The 26,168-nt window shown below is 71.4% G+C and carries 16 protein-coding genes; 7 read left to right on the forward strand and 9 right to left on the reverse strand.

All coding sequences use genetic code 11. From position 1 onward, the window contains the following. Window position 1: 1 nt before the first annotated feature. From ACFSE6_RS06215 to ACFSE6_RS06240, 6 genes are all read right to left on the reverse strand, one after another. A complete protein-coding gene (locus ACFSE6_RS06215; RefSeq protein WP_388003613.1) occupies window positions 2–1,237 on the reverse strand; it encodes an AGE family epimerase/isomerase in 1,236 nt (411 codons plus the stop codon). A gap of 194 nt (window positions 1,238–1,431) precedes the next feature. Then, window positions 1,432–2,166, reverse strand: coding sequence for a hypothetical protein (locus ACFSE6_RS06220; protein WP_388003616.1), 735 nt, complete (start codon window positions 2,164–2,166; stop codon window positions 1,432–1,434). A gap of 261 nt (window positions 2,167–2,427) precedes the next feature. Then, window positions 2,428–3,687: an MFS transporter gene (locus ACFSE6_RS06225; protein WP_388003619.1), complete on the reverse strand. Its 1,260-nt coding sequence runs from the start codon at window positions 3,685–3,687 to the stop codon at window positions 2,428–2,430. 229 nt (window positions 3,688–3,916) lie between these two features. Beyond that, a complete protein-coding gene (locus ACFSE6_RS06230) occupies window positions 3,917–4,480 on the reverse strand; it encodes a hypothetical protein (RefSeq protein WP_388003622.1) in 564 nt (187 codons plus the stop codon). Then, window positions 4,477–4,983, reverse strand: coding sequence for a pyruvoyl-dependent arginine decarboxylase (locus ACFSE6_RS06235; RefSeq protein ID WP_388003625.1), 507 nt, complete (start codon window positions 4,981–4,983; stop codon window positions 4,477–4,479). The genes ACFSE6_RS06230 and ACFSE6_RS06235 overlap by 4 nt, the downstream gene beginning before the upstream one ends. Before the next feature lie 23 nt (window positions 4,984–5,006). Next, the gene (locus ACFSE6_RS06240) at window positions 5,007–7,079 is read right to left on the reverse strand and encodes an ATP-binding protein (protein ID WP_388003628.1); all 2,073 of its coding nucleotides are present in this window, start codon (window positions 7,077–7,079) and stop codon (window positions 5,007–5,009) included. Window positions 7,080–7,223: 144 nt separating this feature from the next. On the opposite strand from ACFSE6_RS06240, the gene ACFSE6_RS06245 reads away from it, so the two are divergent. The 6 genes from ACFSE6_RS06245 (at window position 7,224) to ACFSE6_RS06270 (ending at window position 12,432) form a co-directional block, all read left to right on the forward strand. Further along, a complete protein-coding gene (locus ACFSE6_RS06245; protein WP_388003631.1) occupies window positions 7,224–7,604 on the forward strand; it encodes a response regulator in 381 nt (126 codons plus the stop codon). Then, window positions 7,601–7,924 (forward strand): Hpt domain-containing protein, encoded by a 324-nt coding sequence (locus tag ACFSE6_RS06250; RefSeq protein WP_388003634.1) that lies wholly within the window; start codon window positions 7,601–7,603, stop codon window positions 7,922–7,924. Before ACFSE6_RS06245 ends, ACFSE6_RS06250 begins: the two co-directional genes overlap by 4 nt. A gap of 101 nt (window positions 7,925–8,025) precedes the next feature. Continuing rightward, the gene (locus ACFSE6_RS06255; protein ID WP_388003637.1) at window positions 8,026–8,967 is read left to right on the forward strand and encodes a response regulator transcription factor; all 942 of its coding nucleotides are present in this window, start codon (window positions 8,026–8,028) and stop codon (window positions 8,965–8,967) included. 134 nt (window positions 8,968–9,101) lie between these two features. Next, complete coding sequence (locus tag ACFSE6_RS06260; RefSeq protein WP_388003640.1) at window positions 9,102–10,424, forward strand: right-handed parallel beta-helix repeat-containing protein; 1,323 nt, start codon at window positions 9,102–9,104, stop codon at window positions 10,422–10,424. Continuing rightward, complete coding sequence (locus ACFSE6_RS06265; RefSeq protein WP_388003643.1) at window positions 10,421–11,236, forward strand: hypothetical protein; 816 nt, start codon at window positions 10,421–10,423, stop codon at window positions 11,234–11,236. Before ACFSE6_RS06260 ends, ACFSE6_RS06265 begins: the two co-directional genes overlap by 4 nt. Window positions 11,237–11,472: 236 nt before the next feature. Then, window positions 11,473–12,432, forward strand: a complete 960-nt coding sequence (locus ACFSE6_RS06270; RefSeq protein WP_388003646.1) for a Dyp-type peroxidase — start codon at window positions 11,473–11,475, stop codon at window positions 12,430–12,432. Window positions 12,433–12,475: 43 nt separating this feature from the next. Here ACFSE6_RS06270 and ACFSE6_RS06275 read toward each other — a convergent pair whose 3' ends face one another. Together ACFSE6_RS06275 and ACFSE6_RS06280 are read right to left on the reverse strand one after the other, a co-directional pair. Then, complete coding sequence (locus ACFSE6_RS06275; RefSeq protein WP_388003649.1) at window positions 12,476–12,721, reverse strand: DUF2798 domain-containing protein; 246 nt, start codon at window positions 12,719–12,721, stop codon at window positions 12,476–12,478. Between the two features lie 340 nt (window positions 12,722–13,061). Continuing rightward, window positions 13,062–23,249 carry a DUF5979 domain-containing protein gene (locus ACFSE6_RS06280; protein WP_388003652.1) on the reverse strand — a complete coding sequence of 3,396 codons (10,188 nt, stop codon included), beginning with the start codon at window positions 23,247–23,249 and terminating at the stop codon, window positions 13,062–13,064. Window positions 23,250–23,602: 353 nt separating this feature from the next. Here ACFSE6_RS06280 and ACFSE6_RS06285 point away from each other — a divergent pair, with 353 nt between their 5' ends. Beyond that, complete coding sequence (locus ACFSE6_RS06285; RefSeq protein ID WP_388003655.1) at window positions 23,603–25,315, forward strand: dihydroxy-acid dehydratase; 1,713 nt, start codon at window positions 23,603–23,605, stop codon at window positions 25,313–25,315. A gap of 40 nt (window positions 25,316–25,355) precedes the next feature. On the opposite strand, the gene ACFSE6_RS06290 is transcribed toward ACFSE6_RS06285, so the two are convergent. Then, window positions 25,356–25,811, reverse strand: coding sequence for a hypothetical protein (locus tag ACFSE6_RS06290; RefSeq protein WP_388003658.1), 456 nt, complete (start codon window positions 25,809–25,811; stop codon window positions 25,356–25,358). Window positions 25,812–26,168: the final 357 nt, after the last annotated feature.

Raw genomic sequence — 26,168 nt, forward strand, 5'->3', positions numbered from 1 at the left:
CTCAGGCGTCGAGCAGCCCGGCCGCGAGGGCCGGTGCGATCGCCGGGGAGAGTGGCAGGCGCGGGATGAGGGTCGCCTGCAACGAGTGATAGATGTCCGGCTTACCGGACCAGGTCTTCGCCGAGGGACCGAGCTGGGGGCTGAGCTCGGGATGCCACGCGCCCGGGGCCTCGACGAAGTGCTCCACGGCGTGATCCCAGCACCGCTGGTACCAGTCGGCGTACGTCTGCTCGGCCGTCGCGCGGTGGAGGACGGCGGCGGCGCCGATCGCCTCGGTGACCACCCAGTGCATGCGCTCGCGCACCACCGGCGCGCCGTCGAAGTCGACCGTGTAGACGAAGCCGTCCACGCCGTCGGCCGCCCAGGCCTCGACGCCGCGGGTGAACAGGGCCGTCGCACCCTCGAGCATCCAGGGCTCGGGCTCGCGCCCGCGGGAGACGAGCGAGTCCCGCGCCTGCATGACCAGGCGGGACCATTCGAACCAGTGACCGATGGTGGCGCCGAAGGGACGGAACTTGTGGCCGGGCTGGTCGCGGTTGTAGTCCGGCAGCGCCCGCCAGGTCGGGTCGAAATGCTCGGGGATGCGCCAGTGCGCACCGCGGGCGAAGTCGTTGACGACGCGGCGGGTGATGCTCAGCGCTCGGTCCAGCCAAGCCTCGTCCCCGGTGACGTCGGCGGTGGCGAGGTAGGCCTCGACGGTGTGCATGTTGGCGTTGACGCCGCGGTAATCCTCGAGCTCGGTGAACGTGCGGTCCCAGCTCTCGACGACCATGCCCTCGCTCTCGCGCCAGAAGTGCTCGAGCTGGACGGCCTGCGCGCGGGCGAAGAGCTCCGCGGCGCCGGGTCGTCCCGCCACGGTGGCGGAGGCGGTGGCCAGCAGGACGAACGCGTGCGGGTAGGCGTCCTTGCGCGTCTGGGTGGGGCCGTCCGGGCCGACGGCGGTGAACCATCCGCCACGCTCGGCGTCCTCGAACGTCTCGGCGAGCGCGCGCAGGCCGTGGTCGACGAGCGGGCCGTAGCCGGCCCGGCCGAGCAGCACGGCCAGGGAGAAGCAGTGGGCCATGCGGCAGGTGACCCACAGCTCGTGGTCGACGCTCTTGTCGACGGTGCCGTCGGCGCCGAGGTAGCCGAACCCGCGGTCGGTGCGTGAGGCCCGGCCGAACCGCAGCAGCGCGTCGGACTCCTGCTCCAGCCACCGGGTGTGCGCGGGCTGCCCCAGCCACGGCGTGGTGCTCATGCTCGACCGGCCTCCCAGATCTCGAGTGCCGGTCCTACCGGCGTGCCGGTCCCCCGGCGGTACGTGTCCGTCCGAAAGGCTACCGGCCGGTCCGTGGCGAGCCGGACGGGCGGCGGACGGCTGGGCAGGGCCTGTTGTCCGGCGGTCGGACGGCTCGGGCGGCTCGGTCAGCGCATGAGGACCCGGTCAGCGCGTCAGTCGTCGATATCGAGCACGGTTTCAGGCTGGGCGGCGCGCGCGTGGAGCTCCGGACGGGCGAGGACGGCATCGATGAGCGTGGCGTCCCCGCCGACCGCGGCCTCGAGGGTGTAGATCGGTGCTCCGACGAACCACGAGCGGTCCTCGGGCCAGATGAGCGAGGGCGGGTCGGGCCACCGCTCGAAGACCGTCGCCGAGCGCAGCGGGCCGGTCCAGAGGTAGTAGTCGCGGTGCGGGAGCTGCAGGGGCGCCGCGGCCGGGTGCTCGACCCGGGCCGCACTGAGTTCGGCCTGGGCGGCGGCGCGTGCCTCCCGTAGCTGCCGGCCCGGTGGGATGAGGCGCCGGGCGGGGCGTGGCAGCAGCCGGGCGAGACGGGCACGCCAACCCGTGGTCCGGGCGACGTGAGCGCTCATTCCGGGTGCGGTCGCCGCGTCCTCGCCGTGCCGGTACATCCAGCCCCAGCCGTCCCAGTAGCCGACATGGACCGGCTGATCCCCGGTGATCGGTTCGAGAACGTCGAGGAGCGTCTCCAGCCAGGAGAGCGGGTTGGCGTCCGGATCGTCCCACTCGGGCACGGGCACCACCGCGTAGCGCTCGTAGCCGCGCGGCACGGCGTGGTCGAGCCGCTGGCCGAACGGCCCGAGCAGCGGGGCGATCCACTCCCCCGCGCTGGGGTCTGGGTCCCACGCGGCACCGACGTCGGCGAGCTGAAGGTTCGGCTGATGGCGCACCTGCGCGAGGGTACGGCCTCGGGCGCTGGACGTGAGCTCGAAGGCGAGCCGGCCTCCGAACCCGAACGCGAGCCCGAACCCAAACCCGAACCCGAACCGGAGCCGAGCCCGAGCCCGAGCCCGAGCCCGAGCCCGAGCCCGAAACGAGGTTGCAGAATCCATCCGCTTTTCGACAGATTCTGCAACCTCGTTCCGGCGGTGGTTCGTGGCGGCGGGCGGATCACACGGCAGGGGGGCCCAGGACCGGCCCGCGAGCGCCGATCAGTCGGCCAGACCGGCCCGCCGGCGCGTGGCGCGGTTCGCGTGCACGGTCCACCGGGGTACCCACCGCGCCAGCGCGGCCGAGGCGGCCGGTCCGAGAGCACCTGCTGCCCAGATCCCGCCGGCCAGTGACCCGAGCGCCGCCCCCGCGGAGACGATGAGCGGACCGAGAGCCACACCGCCGTCCTGCAGCACCCGCCACATGCCGAGGAATTGGGCCCGGCCGTGCGCCGGCGCCACGTCGGCGCCGAGAGTCATGAGGATGCCCGAGCTCATGCCGTTGCCGAATCCGAGCAGGGCAGCGACCACACCGAGGCTGACCGCCCCGCCGGTCAGCGGGATCGCGACCATCGCGCTGCCCATGACGAGCATCGCCGGAATCCCGACCCACAACCGGCCCATCACATCCATGACCTTCCCGGCCGGGTAGAACAGCAGCATGTCGATCCCGCCGGCGATGCCGAAGATCAGGGACGTCACCGCCGGATCCAGGCCGAGATGCTCGCCCCACAGCGGCACCACCTGCTGACGCGCGCCGCGCACCGCCCCGACGAGAACCACTGCGACGCCCAGCGAGGTCAGCACGGCGCGGTGCTGCCGTAGGGCCTCACGCACGGTGGGCACCGGCTCCGCCGGACGGGTCACCGCCGGACCGGGGTGGCCCTCCGGCCGGACCGCGAGCAGCGTGAACGTCGCGGCCAGCGCGGTCGCGACCCCGAGGAAGTAGGCGTGGTCGACGGCGCCACCGTGGATGACCAGCGCGCCGACGAACGGCCCGACGAACTGGCCGATCCGGTGCACCCCGCCCAGGGTCGAGAGGACCCGTGCCCGGCGCAGCGGCGGCGTGATCTCGGTGAGGTACGAGTGGCGCGCGAGGTTGTACACCGCCGACGCCGCCCCGATGGCGACCACCGCGACGGCGAGGGTGAGGAGCCCCGGTGCCAGCCCGGCACCGGCGAAGGCGAGCGCGGCGACGAAGCCGGCGGCGACCATCGCCCGGCGGTCGCCGATGCGGGTGGTCAGCGCACCGGCCGGCACGTCGGCGAGGATCTGGCCGATCGGCAGCAGCGCGGTGAGCAATCCGGCGAGCGCGAGATCCGCCCCGCGAGCCACGGCCGAGGGCGCGATGATCGGCAGCATCGCCCCGATGCCGATGTCGAATACGAAGGTCGGCACGAATGCACCCAGCACCACGTTCCGCATCGGGAACATCGGCGCAGCCCGCCCGCGATCCGGGTCGCGGGGCGCGTGAGCAGGCACGACGCCATGGTGGCGCGTCCCGCCGTCGGCTTCATCTCGGGCCCGGCTGCTGGGACGGGCGCCGGACTGGTTGGATGAACGGTGGCTCGCGCGGCCGCACCGGTGCCGGAACGAGCGTGCGGTGCCGAGGCGTGCGTTCCAGAGCCCGCTCGGGCACCGCTCCCGAACGAGCCGGCCCCGAGCCCGAGATCACCGAAAGCGCCGGTCCCGCACCCCGCTCGCGTACGTCTCAGTCGCTGCGTGGTCCGTGGAAGGTGGCCGCGTAGTACGTCTGCACGTCCGCGACGTCCACGGTCACTTCGCTGGTCTGGCGGGCACGGATGAACAGCCGCTCGGCCAGCTTGACCGTCTCGTCGTTGTAGCGGCTGACGTCGTAGGCCGCGATCGCCCGGTTCTCGAGCAGCAGCGCCAGCATGCTGTCAAGCATGGCGACGAACACCCGGTTGCGGCGGTGGTCCGGACCGACGAGCGCGTACCCGAAGTAGTAGATCGCCCCGCGGGCTGCGTGCTCCGGATAGTGGTGCCGGTAGTACTCCGGGCTGATCCACGGCACGGCGTCCAGATCCGTCGTCATCGTCGTCATGCCGACGATCCGCCCGCCGTCCTGCACGAGGAACTTGAGGATGCGCTCGTCGCGCATGTCCTCCTCGAACTCCTCGCGGCTGAGCAGGTGACGTGCCGCGGCGCGGACGGTCAGCGGCTCGAACGAGGCCCGGTAGATGGGCCAGAAGATGTCGATGACGTCCTCGGGCAGGCGGCGCACCGTCGTGACATCCAGGTTCGGCTCGCTCACGCTGTCCACCCCTGGGCCAGATAGGCCGCCACGACGACGGCGCACACCGGTTCGGTGTCGCAGGTGACCGAGGTGACCACGCGGCCTGCCTCGGCATAACCGCCGCCGCGCCCGGCGATGAGGTCCTCGAGGCTCGCCGTCAGGTCGTGGCCGACCTGGTCCTCCGACGGCCCCTCGTGCTCGACGAAGAGGCCGGCGCCGCTACCGTCGTCCGCCAGCGCCCACGCCACCCCCGCCCACGCCTGGTGGAACGGCAGCTCCGCGTGCGCCGACGCGTAGACGCAGAACAGGCGGTCCCCGTGCCGCCCGACGAGTTGATCGACAGCCTCGACCTCGCGCACCTCGGCATCGGGCGGGATCACCGAGCTGAGCCGAATGAGATTGAAGTTCGCGACCCCTGCACTGCGCAGCGCCGCGTCGAAGGCCGACAACCGGGTCCTGCCCGACCCGGACCCCGCGCTGACCCGGATGACCGGGGCGTCCTCGTGATGCCTTGCCTCCACCGTGTGCGTTCCCTCCTGGCCCGTTAACGACTCCGCCACTCTTCGGTCCTTCCCGTCTCGGTCACCGGTTCCCCGTCCCGGTCCACATCCGCGCGCGGCAACGTGACATGGAACGTCGAGCCCTCCCCCAGGCGGCTGGTCGCCCAGATGCGGCCGCCGTGCCGTTCGACGATCCCCCGGGAGATCGCCAGTCCGAGCCCCGTCCCACCCTTCTCCCGGGCGTCTGAGGCGTCGACCTGCTCGAAGCGACCGAAGATCCGCTCGAGACGGTCCTCGGGGATACCGCGGCCACGATCGATCACCCGGAACTCCACATAACCGCCCGCCGGGCCGGCCTCCACGAATACCGGGCTTCCCCGCGGCGAGAACTTGATGGCGTTACCCAGGAGATTGATGAGGGTCTGCACGATGCGGTCGGCGTCGGCGTGGACCTGCCCGGTGATGTCCCCGCGCCGCAAGTCCACCTGAGCCTCGTTCGCCGCGCTGCGAACCTCGTCCAGCGCCGCCTCGACGAGTGCGGCGGCTGCGTGGTCGTCGGTGTTGATGACGGCGGCGCCGGCCTGCATCCGCTCCACCTCGAGCATGTCGTCGATGAGCCGGGCCAGGCGCTTGCTCGACTCCATCGCGATGGTGGCCATCCGCTCGGCCTGCGGGGTGAGCCGGCCCGCCGCTCCCCCGGCCAGCAGCCCGAGCGACCCGCGGATCGAAGCCAGCGGGGTGCGCAGCTCGTGCGAGATGACGGAGACGAACTCGTCCTTCATCCGGTCGATCTCCTGACGTTCGGTCACGTCCCGGAAGACGACGACGGCGCCGCGCACAACCGGTCCGTCGAGCACCGGGCTGGCCGTGACCTCCACCGGGACCGTCTCGCCGTCGGCGCGTCGGTAGACGTCCTCCTCGGCGGTCACCGTCGACCCGGCGCCGATCGCCTCGGCGATGTAACAGCCCTCGTACGGGAACGGCACGCCGTCGGGGCGGGCCGCGTGGAAGGTGGCGTGCGCGTGGCGGCCGACGAGTTCCGTCTCGCTGTAGCCGAGTGTCTCGGCCGCCGCGGGGTTGAGGAACGTGACGTTGCCGTCGCGGTCGACGCCGTAGATGCCGTCGCCGACCGAGGAGAGCATCAGCTCGGTGGAGCGGGTCATCGCCCGGAGTTCGTCGGTGCGGGCCCGGACCCGGCGTTCGAGGGCGCGCCGGAGCCGCTCGTTGTCCACCACGAGGATGGTCTGCCGGGCCGCGACGGCCAACAGGATGATCGCCCACAGCACGAGGGCGACGGCGCCCCAGGGCAGCCGGTTCATCGTCGCCACCCCGATGACGGCGGCGAAGATGAACAGCCCGAACGTCAGCGCCGTCGCCGCGACCGGCGATTCCTCCGGTGTCAGGGCAACATCGGTCCCCACGGCGTCCGGATGGCGGGCGGCGAGCGCGCCGAGGCCGTAGCCGATGATCCACGTCAGGTCCACCGGGGTGCCGAACTCGAAGGCCGACATCCCGAAGACGGCGTAGGACAGGTCCCCCAGGGCGAAGAACGTGAAGCACAGGGCGGCGAGAACGAGCGGGACACGTTCGCGCCGGGCGCTGCGGGTGATGACGAAGACGGCGAGCGTGACGACGACGGCGTCGATCAGGGGGAGCACGAGCGCCGCGAGGGTGGTGAGCGTCAGTCCGTCGGAGACCTCGAGCCCGGGGAAGACCGCCACCGCAGCGACGAACAGGACCGACCCGCCCACGACCACGCCGTCGAGAACCATCTGCGCCACCCGCGTCCCGCGTAGCGGTGTCGCCGGAAGGGAAAGGAGCGCGAGGATGCCGAGGACGAGCGCGGTGACGTAGGTGAAGTCGCCGACTTGCGTGGGCCCGACGACGAGCGCGGCGAGATTCGCCAAGGCGGCGAGGTACCCGGCGGCTGCGAACAACGCCCACGCCCGCCGTCGTCGACCCGACGACCGCGCCGCCGTGACTGCGCAGCTGGTCGCCGTGACCAGCGCCGATGCCGGCAGCACGATCTCGGAGAACTGTGCGCGGACGCCGACCGGAAGATCACTGACCAGGACGGCGAAGGCGACGACGAGCCAGGCCGTGGTCAGTAACGCCAAAGAGCGAAACCTGCCGTGCCGGTGAGGACCCGCACCGGGCGTCATGATCGGACTCTAGCGAGCGCAACCGTCACGTGGGCCGGTTCCGTGTGCGGTAGCGTCCGGACAAGCCGCCGAGCGCGCCCGCGCAGCGCGGGAGGAGCCATGCATCCGCCTCACATCCTGGTCGTGGACGATGACGAGACCATCCGCGAGGTCGCGCAGATGGCGTTGGAGGTCGTCGGCGGCTGGCGCGTGACGACCGTCTCCAGTGGCGGAGAGGCGCTTAGGGTGGCCGCTGATACGCAGCCGGACGCGATCCTGCTCGACGTGATGATGCCGGTGCTGGACGGGCCCGCCATCCTCAGCGAGTTGCAGACGGATCGCCAGACGCGGGAGATCCCGGTCGTGTTCCTCACCGCGAAGGTCACGCCCGGGCGGGAGGAAGAGTGGGAGGCCGACGGCGCCGTCGGGACAATCGCCAAGCCGTTCGACCCGATGACCCTGGCCGAGGACGTCAATCGCCTGCTCGGGCGTGAGCCGTGACGGCGCAGGATCCCGAGGCAGTGCTCGCCCAGCTCAGCGAGCGGGCCGCGCACCGCAATCGGCAGCGGGCCGATCGCCTGGGCCGGCTCTGCGCCGACCTGGAGCCCGGAACCCCGGACGAGATGTGGATCGAGGGCGTCGAACTCGCCCACCAGATCGCCGGCTCAACGGGGACGTTCGGCAACATGGCGGCCAGCGGCCGGGCGCGCGAGCTCCTCGAGGCGCTCCAGGCCCGGGACCGGGCCGCCGTCCCGGGGCTCATGGGGGCGCTCAGGGCGGCGCTGGAGGCTGCGCCCGGGGGTGGGCCCGAACAGCTGTGACAGGCGTCCGCGCCTGCCAACCGTGAGCCTGGAACGTCACGAAACTGTCTCGGATCAGCCGGACCTCCCCGGATGTCCGTGGTTCTCGTTAGTTTGTGCCGGTGGAGGAATTGCGGTCAGCCGTCGTGGTCGAGGACGACCCTGACATTCGCTTCCTGCTCGAGACCACGCTGACGCAGGCGGGGTTCGAGGTGCACGCCTCGGCCACGGGCACCGACGGCGTCGAGCTGGTGCGTGCCCACAATCCGCTGGTCACCACGCTCGACATCGCCCTGCCGGACATCGACGGCCTGGAGGTCGCCCGGCGCGTGCGGCGGTTCTCCACCACATACCTCGTCATGCTCACCGGCCGCGCCGCCGAGATCGACACGCTCCTCGGGCTGGACGCCGGCGCCGACGACTACATCACCAAACCGTTCCGGCCGCGCGAGCTCCGCGCCCGCATCGAGGCCATGCTCCGCCGGCCCCGGACGCTGGCCGGCTTCACCAGCGGAGGCGCCGTCGTGGCTGGCCAGGCTGCGCCGACCAACGGCACGATCACCGGCGCGCCCCACCCGGTCACTCCCGCGGACGTCCTCGCCGCGAGTGCGAGCGGGCACCACCCCACGTACTCCGGTGCGCCGGCTCCGACGGCGGCCAGCCCGGGGGCGAGCCCGTCACCGTTCTCCCCGGGCTCGCCCGCCGAGCCGGCGGTGGCGACGGCGGCCACCCGCCCGGTCAACCGGGTGCTGTCCCACCGTGGCCTCGTGGTCGACGTCGACGCCCGCACGGCCGAGCTCGACGGTCAAGCGGTGTCCTTGACACGAACGGAGTTCGACCTTCTCGTCGCCCTCGTCGAGTCTCCGACGCGCGTGCTGCGCAAGGACGAACTGGTCCAGCGCGCCTGGGCCGACAGCTACGACACCGGAGCGGTCGTCTCGGACGCGGACCGGCACTCCGTCGAGGTTCACGTCGCCAACCTGCGCCGCAAGCTCGGCGACGGCCCCGGCCACCCGCGGTTCATCGAGACCGTCCGCGGAGTCGGATACCGCCTACGCCGCTGACCCGCAAACACGAGCTTCTAGCCCGTCGCCGTCAGACCTGCGGCGTTACGGTAATCCTTGTGACGAAGGCCGCACGAGACGGTCGCGGACATGAGCATGTGTTCGCGGACCGCTGCCGAGACCACAGTGCTCGGATGACACGAGCCATCGCCCTGTTCGGGGTTATCAGCCTGTTGACCGCTCTCACGGCCTGCGGAACCGGCACCGATGTCAGCACCGACGAGGACCCGGCGATCCTCCAGGTGCCGGAGGAGCACGAGACGATCTCGGCCGCCGTCCGGGCGGCCGAACCGGGTGATCTCGTGCTGGTCTCGCCCGGCGTGTACCGGGAGGAGGTGCACGTGGCGACCGAAGACGTCACGGTCAGGGGAACCGAGCGAGACGAGGTGGTGATCGACGGTGAAGGTGTCCGGCCCTCCGGCATCGTGGCGACCGCGGACGGCGTCCGGATCGAGAACCTCACGGTCCAGGAGACGACGTTCTACGGCGTGCTCGTCACCGGTCTGCATGACGAGTCGGGCCCGGCCGCTCCCGCGGTCGACGACTACGAGCGCTTCGACCCGGCCGAGTTCCCCCCCGTGGAGCGCTTCGGCGTCAGCCACGTGACGGCGGCGAACAATGGTCTCTACGGGATCTATGCGTTCCACGCACAGCACGGATACGTCACCGACAGCTACGCCTCCGGCTCAGCCGACTCCGGACTCTACGTGGGGCAGTGTCGTGAGTGTGACGTGCTTGTCCAGGGCAACGTCGCCGAGCGAAACGCCGTCGGATTCGAGAACGCGAACGCCTCGGATTCCGTCGTGGTGGTCGGCAACCGTTTCTCCGGCAACCGGGTGGGCATGGCGATACTGTCGAACTACCAGGAGGCGTTCACCCCGCAACATGGCAACACCGTGGTCGGCAATGTCGTGACCCACAACGATTCCGAGCAGTCCCCCGCTCACGCCCAGGGTGGATTCGGTATCGGCATCGGAGTCTCCGGTGGGCAGGACAACCTCTTCTCGCGCAACCTCGTGACGGCGAATCCACGCGCCGGTATCCTGCTCACCCACGCTGAGGACCTCGCGGCCACGGGAAACACCTTCGAGCAAAACATGTTCAGGGCGGAGGACGTGGCCCCCAACGGCGTGGATATCGCCAACACCTCCGCCGGCCGAACGCCGGCCGCGGACAACTGCGTCACGGGCGCGTCGGGGCTGCCCACCGTGTTACCTGACGCGCTCCTCGCGGACTGTTCCGGCCGGCAGCCGGCGACCGGGGCCGGCGAGCTGCCTTCTCCGGAGATTCCGCCCGGTATGAGTTTCCTCCAGGTGCCTGCGCCTCCCCCACAGCACTCGATGGACGACGCCGAGCGCGTCCCCGACAGGCTCCCGGCCACGACCGCGATACCCGATCTCGATTCGGTCGAGGTGCCGCCGCCGGACTTCCTCGCTGAGCGTAGCGGGCGGCCATGAGCGCGCCCAGGAGACCGAGGGCACGCGCCGCGATAGCACTGCTGCTGCTCGTCCTGATGTCTGTGGCGGGCTGTCAGCACGAGGAGGACGACGGCGGCGACGGGCGCGGTTCGCAGCCGGAGCCCCGGCCGGTCACAGACGACGAGGCGGAGCGCCTTGCGACGATGCGTTTCCGGAATTTCGACGCGGGAAGCCGGCAGGTGTCCGCGTCATATCAAGACGGTGGGCACGAAGTCCAGGTCGAAGGGTGGTTCGACTATGCCGGCGGAGGCGGCTATGCCGCCGTGAGCACGGACGGGGTGCCGAGTGACGTCGTCGTGTGGGACCACGAGCACGTAGCCGTCACCGCGGCCCCGGCGACGGCGTCGGGCCCGCCGGTGGAGTGGCTGGGCCCACCACCGCAGTCGTTCGACGGTTGGTCGATCGCCCCCTTGGATCCGAGCGCCTCCCCGATCGAAGCCCTGTTCGCTATGCTCGCCCGTCTGGGCAACGATCGACCCGAGAACCCGCTTTTGCTCCGGGAAGGCGGAGCACTCTGGTTGCGCGAGGACGACGTCGGGGGCGAGGCGGTCACGGTGTTCGCCGGGCCCACCTCAGGATCCGACCGAGGTACCGATGACCAGCAACCGTCGCCCGAGGACGACGGAGGTCCCCCGGACCCGGCAGCGGCAGGTGTCCGCTACTGGATCGACGAGGCGGGCATGGCCCACCGGGTCGAGATTCGGCTCGCGGACGGCTGGGCGAGGGTCGACCTGACCGACAACGACGGACCGGACATCGGGCCGCCGCCGCATCCGGCAGGTGCATCGTGAACAGCCCGGATGGGACTTCGGGCCCGACGCGGCGCAGCATGCTGCTCGGCGCCGGTGGTGTACTGGGCAGTGCTGCGGGTGGGTTCGCCGTGGGCCGGCACGGGCGTGAGGAGGCTGTCACGCCGCCGCCCGCATCGGCGCAGCACACGCGGTCGGCTCGGCCGTCGCCGGTCCCGGCCGCAGGCAGGACGCAAGCAGGTGTCGCGCGACCGGCCACACCACAGCCGCACGGACTCGTGGCCGTACATGACCTGGCCGACGATGTGCGGGCGGACCGGGCAACGCTTGCCGAGCTGCTGAGCGAGCTTGGCGCAACGATCCTTGCCTTGACGGATCCGGATCGGGACGGAACCCTCCCGGACGGGCCGGGTGATCTGACGATCACGGTCGGCCTCGGACCGCGCGTGCTGACCGTTCTCGAACCGGGCTTGCCCGGCGCCGAGGAGCTGCCCGTGTTCGCCGGTGACGAGCACATCGCGCCTGAGCGCCGGGGCGGGGATATGTTGCTCTCTCTCCACGCTTCGGACCCCACGGTCCTCCCTGCCGCGCTCGCTGCCCTGCGGGCACGGCTCGGCGAGGCCGCCGTGGCACGCTGGGCCGAGACGTGCTTTCGTGGGCCCGGAGAACGCACCGTCTCCCGGAACCCGTTCGGCCATCTCGACGGCATCGTCGTCCCGCACGGAGAAGACGAGTTGGACGAGCACGTCTGGCGGCGAGGCCGGCTGCAGGGTGCCACGGTGTGCGTGATCCGCCGGCTGCGGTTGGACGTCACCGCGTTCGCGGCGCTGGACACACGCGAGCAGGAGATCGTGATCGGGCGGCACCGGCGGGACGGCACTCCGTTGAGCGGAGGTGCTCCCACCGACGACGTCGATCTCGAGGCGAGGACACCGGACGGGCAGTACCTCGTGCCGGCCCGGTCACATGTGCGGGCTGCACACCCCTCGTTCACGGGAAGCGGTCTGATGCTGCGCCGCAGTTACACCTTCAGTGGCCCCGAGTTGGACGGCCGGCCCGAGACCGGGTTGTTCTTCGTCAGCTTTCAGCGTGAGCTTGCCACCTTCGTGCGCACGCAGCAGCGCCTCGACGAGACCGACGACCTTCAGCGGTTCGTCACGCCGACCGGCAGCGCGACGTTCCTGGTGCTCCCAGGTTTCGACGAGGATCGCCCGCTGGGCGCTGGTCTCTTCACCTGACTCGAGCTTCGCTCGCCGCCGCGACCGGTCGGTCGGCCCGGTGTCAGGCTTCGGACGTGCTCTCGCCGGCGCTGGGCCTCACGATGACCCGGGTCAGCGCCATGGAAGCGGGCCAGACAACCATGGTGAGGGCAAAGGCGATCGGCCAGGCGATGAGGAACTGCTTGGGCCAGGCACTCAGCCACGCAGGGGAGAATCCGAGCGCGACCAGCCCCATGATTCCAGACATGGTGAGCGCCATGAGGAAAGTCATGATGATCTGGGACACGAGGATGCTGCGCTTGTTCATGGGCCGCTCCTTTCGGGAACGGTGACGCCGAGGTCCCTCAAGGCACGTCACCGTCCCACTTCGTCGGGACGTTGCGTACCGGGGGTTCGCGCGGCGGCGCGACTGCATCTCGGTGGTTCGAGGGCTGGAATAACCACACCAGCCTGCAATCTTTTCGGCTAGTCGACTCTAGCGTCTCGGCCGCGCCGGAACCAACTGAGACGTTCGCCCCACGGGCGGCCGGCCCCCTGATAACCGGCTCGGTGGATGCTGTGTCGACCTCCGGACAGTCGTCCTCGGAATCGTGCCGTCCGGGCCGACCTCACCGGCTCAGCAACGTGACGGAAGCGAGCGATCTCGTCTACTTGTTGCGCTGGCGACTACGGATCATGAGCAGCCCGGCAGCGACGGCAAGCAGCGCGAGGGTGGCCAGAAGGCCGACGCCGGTGGCGCCCGTGATCGGCAGGCCCGGACCGGGTGGCGGCTCGTCCGGTGGCTCCGTCGGTGGCTGAGGCGTGGGCGGAACGTCGGCGGTGTTCGTGACGACGATGGCGACACCGGTGTCGGGGTCGACGGTGAACACTGCGGTGTCGCCGTCGACGGGTTCGCCGTTGACGGTGAGGGTGACCTCGCCCCAGTCGACGCCGTCGACGTCGGGCCGGGCGGCGGTCTCGCGGAGCTGAACCTCGGTGCCGGCGGGCAGGTCCTCGACGGTGACGGGCGTGCCGCCGGCGGTGATGGTCAGCGGCTCCCACGTCTCGCCGCCGTCGGTGGAGTACTCGACCGTGAACTCCGCGTCACCGGGGACCTCACCCGCGGCCCCGCCGTCCAGGGCCTTGGCGACCGAGAACTGTCCGGGTGCCGGGGCGGCGGTGTTGGTCACCGTGACGGTCGCGGTGGCGCCGGGTTCGACGGTGAGGGTCTGCGGGTCGATGACCGGCTCGCCCCAGACGACCCCGTCGACCTCGGGCAGCGGGGTGACCTCGCGGAAGGTGACCTCGGTCCCGGCCGGCAGGTCCTCCACGACGGTGGGGGTCCCGTCCGCGGTGACCGTGGTGGTCTGCCAGGTCTCGCCACCGTCGGTGGAGTACTCGACGGTGAACTCGGTCTCCGGTGGCACCAGTCCCGCGGCGTCCCCGGTGACCTCCTTGACCAGCTCGAACCCACCCGGAGCCGGCTGCGCGGTGTTGGTCACCACCACCTCGACCGTCGTGCCCGCGCCGATGGTGAAGGTCGCCGGTGTCTCGACGGGTTCACCGTCCACGGTCAGGACGGGGTCGCCCCACGTGACACCGTCGATCTCGGGCAGGTCGACCTCGGTGACGGCGACCTCGGTGCCGGCCGGCAGGTCCTCGGAGGTCGACGGCACGCCCACGGTCACGGTCGCGGTCTGCGGCCCCCCGCCGTCGAGGGCGTACTCGACGGTGAACTCGGTCCCGTCCGGCACCGCATCCGCGGCCCCACCCTCGACCAGCTTCTCCACAGTGAACCCGCCGGGCGTGTAGTCCGCCGTGTTCGTGGCGACGATGGCGGCGCCGGTGTTCGGGCCGATCGGGAACGAGGCGGTCTCGCCCTCGACGGGCTCGCCGTTGACGGTGAGGGTGACCTCGCCCCACTCGACTCCCGGCACATCCGGTCGGGCGTCGGTCTCGCGGAGTAGGACCTCGGTGCCGGCCGGGAAGTCCGGCGAGGTGACCGGCGCGCCGTCCGCGGTGACGGTCAGCGGCTCCCACGTCTCCCCGCCGTCGACGGAGTACTCGACCGTGAACTCTGCGTCGCCGGGGACGTCACCGGCCGCGGGCCCGTCCAAGACCTTGGCGACGGCGAAGTTTCCGGGTGACGGCTGGGCGGTGTTGGTCACCGTGACGGTGGCGGTCGCGCCGGGCTCGACCGTCAAGGACTCCGGCTCGATCACCGGCTCGCCCCAAGTGACTCCCGGGAGGTCCGGGAGCGGGGCGACCTCACGGAAGGTGACCTCGGTACCGGCGGGCAAGTCCTCGACCGCGGTCGGCGTGCCGTCCGCGGTGACCGTGGCGGCCTCCCAGGTCTCGCCGCCGTCGACGCTGTACTCGACCGTGAACTCGGTCTCCGGCGGCACCAGGCCGGCGGCGTCCCCGGTGATCTCCTTGACCAGTTCGAACCCGCCCGGTGCCTGCTGGGCCGTGTTGGTCACCACGACCTGGATAGTCGTGCCGGCCTCGATCGTGAATGTGGCGGTGTCGCCGTCGACCGGCTCGTCGTCGACGGTGAGGACGACCTCGCCCCACTCGACGCCGTCGATCTCCGGCAGGTCGACCTCAATGACCGTGACCTCGGTCCCGGCCTGCAGCTCGGGCGAGGTCCACGGCTCACCCACCGTCACGGTCTGGCTGATCGGGTCAAGACCATCGATCGTGTACTCGATGGTGAACTCGGTCCCCTCCGGGACCTGGTTCGCCGCCTCGCCCTCGAGCAGCTTCTCGACCGAGAAGTTCCCCGGTGCCGGGTTGGCCGTGTTGGTGACCTCGACGCCGACGGTGGTGCCCGCGCCGATGGTGAAGGTCGCCGGTGTCTCGGCGGGTTCGCCGTCCACGGTCAGGACCGGGTCACCCCAGGTGACGCCGTCGATCTCGGGCAGGTTGACCTCGGTGACGGTGACCTCGCTGCCGGCGGGCAGGTCGGGGGAGGTCCACGGCTCACCCACGGTCACGGTCGCGGACTGCGGCTCCCCGCCGTCGACCGTGTACTCGATCGTGAACTCCGTGCCCTCCGGGACCTGACCGGCCGCCTCACCCTCGAGCACCTTCTCGACGGAGAAGCTCCCCGGCGCCGGGTTCGCCGTGTTGGTCACCACGAGCTCGACCGTGCTGTCGGCGCCGATCGTGAACGACGCGGTGTCGCCGTCGACGGGCTCGCCGTCGACCGTGAGCGTCACCTCGCCCCACTCGACGCCCGGCACGTCGGGCCGCTCATCGGTCTCCCGCAGCAGCACCTCGGTCCCAGCGGGCAGGTCCTCGACCGCGACCGGGGTGCCGTCCGCGGTGACGGTCAGTGGCTCCCAGGTCTCGCCACCGTCGGTGGAGTACTCGACGGTGAACTCCGCGTCACCGGGCACCTCACCGGCGGCCTCGCCGTCCAGGGCCTTGGCCACCGAGAAGCCCCCGGGCAGGTACTCCGCCGCGTTGGTCACGACCACCGCGACGCCGGTGTTCGACCCGATGGTGAAGCTCGCCGGGCTCTCGACGGGTTCGCCGTTGACGGTGAGGGTGACCTCGCCCCACTCCACGCCGTCGATGTCGGGTCGCTCATCGGTTTCGCGGAGCTGGACCTCGGTGCCGGCGGGCAGGTCCTCGACGGTGACGGGGGTGCCGTCGGCGGTGATGGTCAGTGGCTGCCAGGTCTGGCCGCCGTCGGTGGAGTACTCGACGGTGAACTCCGCGTCACCGGGGACCTCGCCGGCGGCCTCGCCGTCGAGGGCCTTGGCGACCGAGAACTGTCCGGGTGCCGGGGCGGCGGTGTTGGTCACCGTGACCGTGGCGGTGGCGCCGGGTTCGACGGTGAGGGTCTGCGGGTCGATGACCGGCTCGCCCCAGACGACCCCGTCGACCTCGGGCAGCGGGGTGACCTCGCGGAAGGTGACCTCGGTCCCGGCCGGCAGGTCCTGCACCACGGTGGGGGTGCCGTCCGCGGTGACCGTCGTGGTCTCCCACGTCTGGCCGCCGTCGGTGGAGTACTCGACGGTGAACTCGGTCTCCGGTGGCACCAGTCCCGCGGCGTCCCCGGTGACCTCCTTGACCAGCTCGAACCCACCCGGAGCCGGCTGCGCGGTGTTGGTCACCACCACCTCGACCGTGGTCCCCGCGCCCACCGTGAACGACGCGGTGTCGCCGTCGACCGGCTCGCCGTCGACCGTGAGCGACACCTCGCCCCACTCGACGCCGTCGATGTCGGGCCGCTCATCGGTCTCCCGGACCAGGACCTCGGTCCCGGCGGGCAGCTGCGGTGCGGTGACCGGCGTCCCGTCCGCGCGCACCGTCAGCGGGTTCCAGGTCTCTCCGCCGTCGGTGGAGTACTCGAGCGTGAACTCGGCGTCGTCCGGAACCTGGCCGGCCGCTTCGCCGTCCACCGCCTTGGCGACCGTGAAGGTCCCGGGCGACTGCTCCGCCGGGTTCGTCACCACGATCTCGACGGTCGTGTCCGCGTCCACCGTGAACGTCGCCGTCGTGCCGTTGATCGGCATGCCGTCGACGCTGAGACGCACCTCGCCCCAGGTCACCCCGGGAACGTCCGGCCGTGCCACGGTCTCCCGGACCATCACCTGGGTGCCGGCCGGGATGTCGGGGGAGGTGACCGGGGTGCCGTCCGCGGTGACCCGCAGCTCTGCCCAGGTCTCCCCACCGTCGATGGAGTACTCGACGACGAACGTCGCGTCACCCGGCACGTCACCGGCCGCTCCGCCGGTGACCGACTTCGCCACGGTGAAGTTGCCGGGCGCCTCCTCGGCCGTGTTGGTGATCTCGACGCCGACGGTGGTCCCTGCCCCGACGGTGAACGTGGCCGGCGTCTCTGCGGCCTGGCCGTCGACGGTCAGGGCAGGTTCGCCCCACATCACGCCCTCGACGTCGGGCAGGTCGACCTCGGTGACGGTGACCTCACTGCCGGCGGGCAGGTCGGGGGAGGTCCACGGCTCGCCCACGGTCACGGTGGCGGTCTGCGGCTCTCCGCCGTCGACCGTGTACTCGATCGTGAACTCCGTGCCGTCGGGCACGTCGCCGGCGCCGTTGCCCTCCAGCAGCTTCTCGACGGTGAAGTTGCCGGGCTGGTACTCCGCGGTGTTCGTCGCGACGAGCTCGACGACGGTGTCCGGGCCGATGGTGAACGACGCGGTGTCGCCGTCGACCGGCTCACCGTCGACCGTGAGCGTCACCTCGCCCCACTGCACCCCCGGCACGTCGGGCCGCTGATCGGTCTCCCGCAGCAGGACCTCGGTCCCCGCCGGGATCTGACCGGAGGACACGGGCACCCCGTCGGCCCCCACGGTGAGGGTCTCCCACGTCTCCCCACCGTCGATGGAGTACTCGACCGTGAACGCGGCGCTGAGCGGCACGTCCCCGGCGGCCTCGCCGTCCAGGGCCTTCGCCACGGTGAACTCGCCGGGAGCGTCGTTCGCCGTGTTGGTCATCGTGATCTCGGCGGTCGTGCCGGCGCCCACCGTGAGCGACTCCGGCGAGACCACCGGCGTGCCCCACTCGACCCCGGGCACCTCCGGCAGCGGCCCCTCCCGCAGCAGCACCTCGGTCCCGGCCGGGAACTCCCCGGAGGTGACCAGCTGGCCGAGCGGCACCGTCAGCGGGTTCCAGGTCTCGCCGCCGTCGACCGAGTACTCGAGCACGAACTCGGTGCCGTCCGGCACCTGGTCGGCGGCCTCGCCCTCCAGGACCTTCTCGACCGCGAAGTTCCCGGGTGCGTACCGGGCGGTGTTGGTGACGCCGACGGACACGCCGGTGTCCGCACCGACCGTGAAGGTGACCGAGTCGCCCTCCTGCGGCACACCGTCGACCGACAGGATCACCTCGCCCCAGACGATGCCTGGGATGTCGGGCAGCGACACCTCGGTCACCGTCACCTCGGCACCGGCAGGGACGTCCTCGATCGTCACGGACTCGCCGACGGGCACGGAGATCTCAACCGGCTCTCCGCCGTCGACCGTGTACTCGACGGTGAACTCCGTCCCCGGCGGCACGTCACCGGCCGCAGGGCCCTGCAGGGTCTTGGTGACCGTGAACTGCCCCGGCGCCGGCGTGGCCGTGTTGAGCATGACGATCGCCGGGCTGGGCTCGTCCGCCCCGGTGATCGTGATCGTCGCGGGCGAGTCGACCGGCTCGCCGTCGACGAAGAGCTGCGGGTCGCCCCACACGACGCCCGGGACCTCGGGCAGCGGTTCCACCTCGCGGATCAGGACCTCGGTCCCGATCGGGAACTCCTCGGACGGCGAGACGATCTCGCCCAGCGGCACGTCGAGCTGGGTCCACGTCTCGCCGCCGTCGGTGGAGTACTCGAACGCGAACGTCGGGTCGGCTGCGCCGGCCACACCGGCGGCCCCGCCGATGATGGCCTTCCGCACGGAGAAGGTGCCCGGGTCCGGCACGGCGGTGTTCTCCAGGCCGAGGGAGACCGTGGCACCGGCACCGACCGTGAAGGTCACCGGTCCGGGCTGCGGTGCGCCGCCCCCGACGGTGAACACAGGTGTCCCCCAGTCGACGTTCGGCACGTCCGGCATCGGGCCCTCGCGGACCGTCACCCGGGTCCCGGCGGGCAGGTCGCCGGGCGGTGAGACGGTCTCGCCGTAAGGGACCTCGAGGGTCTGCCACGAGTCGGGGTCGCCCGGCGTGGTGGTCCACTCGACCACGAACGTGGTGCCGGGCGGCACGTCGCCGGCCGCACCGCCGGCGACGGTCTTGGAGACCTGCCAGTCGCCCGGCGCCGGGTTCGCGACGTTCTCCAGGGTCAGCTGGACGCCGGTCTCACCCTCGGTGACGGTGAACGTCGCGCACCCGGTCTCGGGGTCGAACGTCACGCCCTCGCCGGAGATGGTCGGCTCGCCCCACGCGACGCCGGCCGGCGGCGGGGGCAGGTCGATCTCGCACAGCAGCACCTCGGTCCCCACCGGCAGGGTGGGGGAGACGGCGGGGGCCGGGGTGCCGTCGCCGTCGGCGTCGTACGGCACCACCAGATCGACCCAGGTCTCGCCGCCGTCGACGGAGTACTGCGCGGTGAAGCTGGTGCCGTCGGGCACCTGGCCCGCGGCCTCGCCGGTCACCGTCTTGGTGACGGAGAACGTGCCCGCGGTGAGCGTGTTGGTGACCTGCACGCGGACCGGCGTGGCCTCCGCGTCGCCGTCGACCAGCTCGATCGGCCCCGTCGGGGTGTAGGTGACCTCCTCGACGGCGTCGCTCGCCACCTCGGTGACCTCCACCGTGGAGCCGAGAGGGAACCAGGCGACGGCGGGCGGGACGGTGCCGTCCTCGCCGATCCGCACCGTCAGGACGCCGTCGGCGATGCCGTTCGGATCCGCATCGGTGACCAGGTCGGCGTTCCGTTCGTACGCGGCAAGATCCTCGAAGGTGAACGCCGCGTCGGGGTCAGGATCGTCCGGCCCGACGGCGAGTCCGCGGAAGTCCTGCGTGTTGAGAGTGATGTCGAACGTCATCCCCGGCGCGCCGGCGCCGCCCTCGGGGTCGATGAGCTTCTCGACCTGCAGCGGCGCGTACGCCACGTACGCGGCGTCGATCGAGTGGTCGTTCCTGCCGGCGCCGCCGAGCGTGAAGGTGTACTCGCCGTTCTCGGTGTCGGGGTTGGAGTCGGTCCGGTCCGGGTCCACGGGCGGGTCGGGCTCGAGCGCAGGGGTCACCTGCTGGCGCGTCGCCACGCCGTCGGCGTTGTCGTTCGGGCCGTGCGGGTTCTCACCCTCCGGCGCCTGCATCTCGGTGAACGGGACGTCCGACCAGGGCGCGGTGACCCGCGTACCCCACAGGTCCACCTCGAGCCGTCCGTCCTCGGGCTTGACGAACCGGACCGTGTAGTCCTGACCGTGCTCCATCGGCGCGTAGTGGTCCGCGTTCTCCTCGCGCGAGGTGAAGTAGTAGGTCCCGTCCTCCGCCGTCTGCTGGGTGCCGATGACCTCGCCCGCGGCGTCCACGAGCTCGACCGTCACGCCGGGGATGCCGGGCTCGTCCGCGCTCTGCTGGCCGTCCTGGTCGGCGTCGAAGGAGACCCGGTTGCCGATCTCCACCGGTGGCGGCACCGCCAGCGCGTCCAGGTCTCCCAGGCCGCCGCCCTTCTGGAACGAGTAGTCCGGGTGCTCGGCGTGCCCGGGGTCGTCCGTCAGCTCGACGGCCCGGGTCGGGGCACCGTCCTCCACGCCGAGCCACATCAGCCCTTGCACGCGGATGTTGACGAGCGGGTCGAACGCCGTCATCGCCAGCTCGGTGGCGCCGGGCAGTCCGAGCACGGCGCCGAGCCCGACCTCCTCGTGGTTCAGGGCTTCGCTGGAGCCGCGGGCGGAGGCATCCAGCGCCTGGTCGTCGTCGTAGAACTCCCGGCCGCCGGGTCCGGAGTTGTGGTGCTCGGGAGTGGAGTCGAACCGCTGGGAGGAGGCGCCGTCGAGGCCGACCGCCGTCGAACGGCCCTCGAACTCGTGCACGTACCTGCCCTGGTTGGCGTTCCAGCCGGCGAGGGTGGTGTCACCCGAGGAGACGCCCTCGAAGTAGACGTTCGGCGGCGTCCCGTCGGGCTCGTCGGAGTCGGCGGCGCGCTGGATGTTGCCGGCCTGCAGGGCCGTCCGGTCCATCATCCCGATGGAGAGGAAGCCGGCGCTGTCGAAGCTGAGCGAGGACACCACGGCCTGCGGGTAGGCCTGCACGTAGTGGCCGGAGGACCATGCGGACCCCTCGCGGGTGGAGAACCCGACCGACCCGTCCGGGAAGTCGTTCCCGTCGGCGTCGGCGGCATCCCAGGTCCACACGTCGGACCAGGTGTTCCACCGCCGCACCTGCGGGTTCTCCTGCGCGTACCGGTCGCCCTGGCCGCCCCAGTTGTTGATCGGGTTGCCGCGCGGGTAGCCCTGGTCGATGTCCATGACGGTGGTCACGTCACCGCCGTCCAGCGCCACCCGGCCCGCGTAGGCGTGGAGGGTCTCGGTGGAGTCGCACTCCGTCCAGTCCGGCGGCTCTGACTCGCGGCGGGACAGCGTGGCGCAGTGGCCCGGCTCGGAGCCGGTGTCGCTCCAGCCGACGTACACCTCGTCGTTCCACACCTCGACCGCCCACGGGCGCTCGCTCTCGCTGAGCCCGAGCGGGATCTGCAGCACGTCCCCGGCGGTGGGCACGAAGTCCGGGTCGTAGCCGGGGCTCGCCGGGTTCGACGGCGAGATGTCGATCCGGTAGAGGTTCCGGTCCGCCAGGTTCATCACGTAGAGGTACGTGGTGGTCCCGTCGGTCCAGGTGTCGATGCCGCCGATGCCCACCTTGGCCGCGTTCGCGAACGCGTCGGGATCGGCGAGCTCCTCCGTCGGCCCGGCGAGACCGCGCTCGGCGTTCGACGGCACGGAGCCGACGTCGATCCCGAGGTCGGTGAGGGAGAACCACGGCTCGGTGTCGCCGCTCGGCCCGATGCCCTCCGCGATCTTGCCGGTGCCCGGGTCGAGGACCTCCGGGATGCGGAAGATGCCGCCGAGAGCCCGTTCGGTCGACCCGCCCCACCGGTGCTCGGCGAGCCCCGAGATGCGCTTGTACACGGCGGAGACGAGGTAGCTGTTGCTCGACTGCTCGTACGCCGCGCCCCACACGGAGCCGACCTCGCCGTAGGTGGCGATGTCGCGCGGCTCCTCCGGCTGGGTCAGCTCGACGGTGCGGGCCTGGCGGAACTGCGGCTCGCCGTCGTAGGCGCCGCCGGGGACGAAGACGCCGCTCACCGAGCCGGGGTTGCCCGGGCACCAGTCGGGCAGCTGGAAGTTCTCGACGACGTAGGCCCCGGGTCGCGGGTTCGTGCTCTCGTCGACCGCGGTGTTGGGGTCGTCAGGCACGATCTGCGGGTCGGTGAGCCGCTCGGTCACGGTCAGCGGACCAGGCCAGCACTCGCCGCCGGGGTAGATCACGCGCACGCTCGGGAACGTCTGCGGCTCGACCGTCACCGTGGGTCCGGTCGGCTCGAGCCCGCCGTAGACGTTCATCTGTGACCACGGCCCTTGGTCCCAGTAGCCGTTGCCGTTCTCGTCGATGAACGCCACGTCCGATCCCGGCTCGTCCTCGTCCCAGAACCCGTCCTGGTTGAGGTCGTCGTACCAGCGGTACTCCTCGCCGTCGGGGTTGGTGGGTGCGAGGTTGTCGACGCCCTCGTCGTAGGCGTCGTTCTTGTTGAGGTCCTGGTACGCGTGGACCTCCTGGGAGGTCGACCAGTCCGTCGAGCGGAGCGCGGGGGCGTCCACCACGCTCGGATGCTGGGGGTCGCCGGCGGACTGGATCGAGGTGATGACGTCCAGCGGCTCGGGGCGGTGGTCCTCCGGGCGCAGCAGCGCGAAGTCGATCTCCTGGTCCCCGGCCTGCGCGAACTGCACGGACGAGCCGTTCTGCGCCCGGTCCACGGCGAACCACGACTCGTACCGGGCGGGCGCGTCCGAGTACGTCACCCGCAGCTGGGCGGTCGTCTCGCCCTCCTTGACGAAGGGCACCTCGCCGGTCTGCTCGGTGAACTCGCCCTCGGTCATGGACCAGGTGCCCTCGGCCTCCCAGACCCACTGGCCCGGGGTGACGGTGGGGTCATTGGGGTCGTTCGGGAACTGCGGCGAGTCGGGCGGGTCGCCCGGCTGCCAGGTCTGCGTGCGCTGGGTGGTCGTGGTGGCGGAGCGTCCGAGCGCGTCGGTGACGGTCACCGTGACGTTGCCGATGCCGCGCTCGCGGTAGCCGTCGGAGGCATCGGCGTCGAACTCGCCGTTGCCATCGTTGTCCTCGAACACGCGGCCGCCGGCGATGACGTCCTCGGGCGCGGCCTCGGCGGGCGTCGTCGTTGTCACCACCGGGACGATGCCCAGCGCGCCGGATACAGCGACCGCGAGGCACACACCTAGCCACCGCCGCACCGTACGGCGGTGGTGTGCGGATCGGCGGCTCACCGTTGACACACGCGCGCCCGGCATCTGTCTCGCACGTGCCTGCCCTCCTGCGGCCTATGGTGCCCGGACGGCGGAGAGGGACCGCCAAGGTGATTTGTATCACGCACCTCCGGCCGAGAAAAGCGAACGGACGCCGGCATCGCGGATCAGCGGAGTACCCGCAATAACGGCGAGCGACCCGTCATTGCGGCCGGTCGGTCGGAGTCCCCGGCTCACTAGGCTGGCCGGACACTCACCGGCGACGATGGAGCAGCGTGAACCTCAGAAGTGACGAGTGGTACGGCGGAACGGACCGCAACTCCTACATCCACCGCGCATGGATGCGCCGCGGACTGCCGTCGAGCGCCTTCGACGGGCGGCCGCAGATCGCGATCGCGAACACCGCCTCGGACCTGACCCCGTGCAACGCGCACCTCAACGAGGTGGCCGAGTCCGTCAAGCACGGCGTCTACGAGGCCGGCGGCATCCCGCACAACCTGCCCGTGGTCTCCCCCGGCGAGACCAACGTGCGCCCGACGGCGATGCTCTGGCGGAACATGGCCGCGATGGCCATGGAGGAGATGTTCCGGGCCAACCCGATCGACGGTCTCGTGCTACTCGGTGGGTGCGACAAGACCATTCCCGCGCTGCTCATGGCGGCCGCGTCGGTGGACCTGCCCGCCGTCGTCGTCCCCGGAGGCCCGATGCTCTCCGGCACCTTCCGTGGCGCCCCGCTCGGTTGCGGCACGGACGTGTGGAAGCTCAGCGAGGAGGTCCGTGCCGGGCGGCTGCCGCAGGACACGTTCCTGCGCTCGGAGTCGTCGATGATCCGCTCACGCGGGCACTGCAACACCATGGGCACCGCCTCGACCATGGCGATCATGGCCGAGGCGCTCGGCATGACGATCCCCGGCATCGCCGGCACGCCGGCCGCGGACAGCCGGCTCCTCGAGGGCGCGCACGCCGCCGGGAGACTGGCGGTCGACCTCGTGCGGGACGGTCGGCCGGTCTCCGACGTGCTCACCGCCGGTTCGTTCCACAACGCGATCGTGGCGCTGGCCGCGTGCGGCGGCTCGACGAACGCCGTCGTCCATCTGCTCGCGGTGGCCGGCCGGCTCGGCCTGGACCTGACCCTCGAGGACTTCGACCGCATCGGTGGCGACGTGCCGCTGCTGGTCAATCTACAGCCGGCCGGCGAGTACCTCATGGAGGATCTGTTCCGCGCCGGTGGCCCGCTGGCCGTGCTGAATCAGGTCAGGGACCTGCTCGACCCGCAGGCGATGACGGTCACCGGCCGGCCCCTGGTCGACGTGCTGCCCGAGCACGAGGTGTTCGACCGCCAGGTCATCGCACCGCGCGCGGAACCGCTCATCGACGACGCCGGCATCGCCACCCTGCGCGGCAACCTCGCCCCGGACGGCGCGATCATCAAGCCCGCCGCCGCCAGCCCCGAGCTGCTCGTCCACCGGGGACGGGCGGTGGTGTTCGACTCGATCGAGGACTGCCACGCCCGCATCGACGACCCCGATCTCGAGGTCGACGCCACTTCGGTACTCGTGCTGCGCGGCTGCGGTCCGAAGGGCTACCCCGGGATGCCAGAGGTGGCGAACATGCCACTTCCGGAGAAGCTCCTCGAGCAGGGCGTGCGGGACATGGTCCGGATCTGCGACGGACGGATGAGCGGGACCGCGTACGGCACGGTGGTGCTGCACGTGGCGCCCGAGGCGGCGGCCGGGGGTGCGCTGGCGCTGGTGCGCGACGGCGACGAGATCCTGCTCGACGTGCCGAACCGCCGCCTCGAGCTGCTGGTGGACGAGGACGAGCTGGCCACGCGGGAGGTCTCCCCTGGCACGCTCGCCGGCTACGCCCGCCCCGAGCGCGGCTGGGAGAAGATCTACGTCGAGCACGTGCTCCAGGCGGACCGGGGCGTCGACCTGGACTTCCTCGTGGGGCGGACCGGTCCCGTCGTCGAGCGCGAGTCGCACTGACGCGGATCTGCGGCGCCGACAGCTGCAGCACTCGCCCGCTTCAGCTGATGAGGGTGCCGCCCAGGACCTCGTGGATGCCCTCGATGTCCGTGCCGGCCGAGAGGTTCACCATCCAGTTCGGACCGACGATCGTCGAGCCGGGGTCGATACCTGCCTCACGGAGCATGTCCTTGTTCGCGCGCTCCTGAGTGACCTGCGCATCGCGGTCGGATTCGGACGCGTAGGTGGACAAGAGGTCCTCCTCCGAGCACGACCCTGACTCCGCCGCGTTGGCCACGTCGTTGGTCTGCGTCCAGTCCGCGCACGGGTAGCCGGCCTCGACGAGGGCGTCGCGCAGCTCGGTCACGCTACCGACCTCGCTCAGCGGCTGCGGCCCCTCCTCGGTGGGAGACGGGGAGTCCTTGGTGGGCGACGGGGAGCCCGGTTCGGAGTCAAAGGAACACGCAGCGAGCGACAGCGTGAGCAGGCCCGCCACCAGGAGCTTTGTGCTTCGCATGGGGCCAGGCTACGGGCGGACGTTCCCAGCTGACGGCCACGTCGCCCGCGAGCCGCATCAACGGGCCCCGGGCGAGCCGTGGCGCCCGAGCGAGCGCTAGGACGCTCACCCGGGCACCACTCGCTCACCCGCTCATCGCCGCGCGGCGCTCACCGACGTCGCGTGACGGGACCGGGCCGGCCGGGGGCAGTGCCGGCGGTTGGTGACGGTGAACATCGCCGTCGGGCCCTCGAACGGGGGCGAGGGGAAGGCCGGCGTCCGGGTGCCCGCTGGGGCGTGGCCGATGCCGGACAGTGGAGACGCCGTCGTGTCCGCACCGGACACCGGACGCGTGTAGCTGCAGGGGAGTGCACACAT

Source organism: Georgenia deserti (assembly GCF_042680605.1).
GTDB lineage: Bacteria > Actinomycetota > Actinomycetes > Actinomycetales > Actinomycetaceae > Allobogoriella > Allobogoriella deserti.

Bases quoted from the DNA above. Each gene is read 5' to 3' on its own strand.
- ACFSE6_RS06215 (WP_388003613.1), bottom strand. From the start codon at position 1,237: ATGAGCACCACGCCGTGGCTGGGGCAGCCCGCGCACACCCGGTGGCTG.
- ACFSE6_RS06245 (WP_388003631.1), top strand. From the start codon at position 7,224: ATGCATCCGCCTCACATCCTGGTCGTGGACGATGACGAGACCATCCGC.
- ACFSE6_RS06260 (WP_388003640.1), top strand. From the start codon at position 9,102: ATGACACGAGCCATCGCCCTGTTCGGGGTTATCAGCCTGTTGACCGCT.
- ACFSE6_RS06265 (WP_388003643.1), top strand. From the start codon at position 10,421: ATGAGCGCGCCCAGGAGACCGAGGGCACGCGCCGCGATAGCACTGCTG.
- ACFSE6_RS06275 (WP_388003649.1), bottom strand. From the start codon at position 12,721: ATGAACAAGCGCAGCATCCTCGTGTCCCAGATCATCATGACTTTCCTC.
- ACFSE6_RS06290 (WP_388003658.1), bottom strand. From the start codon at position 25,811: ATGCGAAGCACAAAGCTCCTGGTGGCGGGCCTGCTCACGCTGTCGCTC.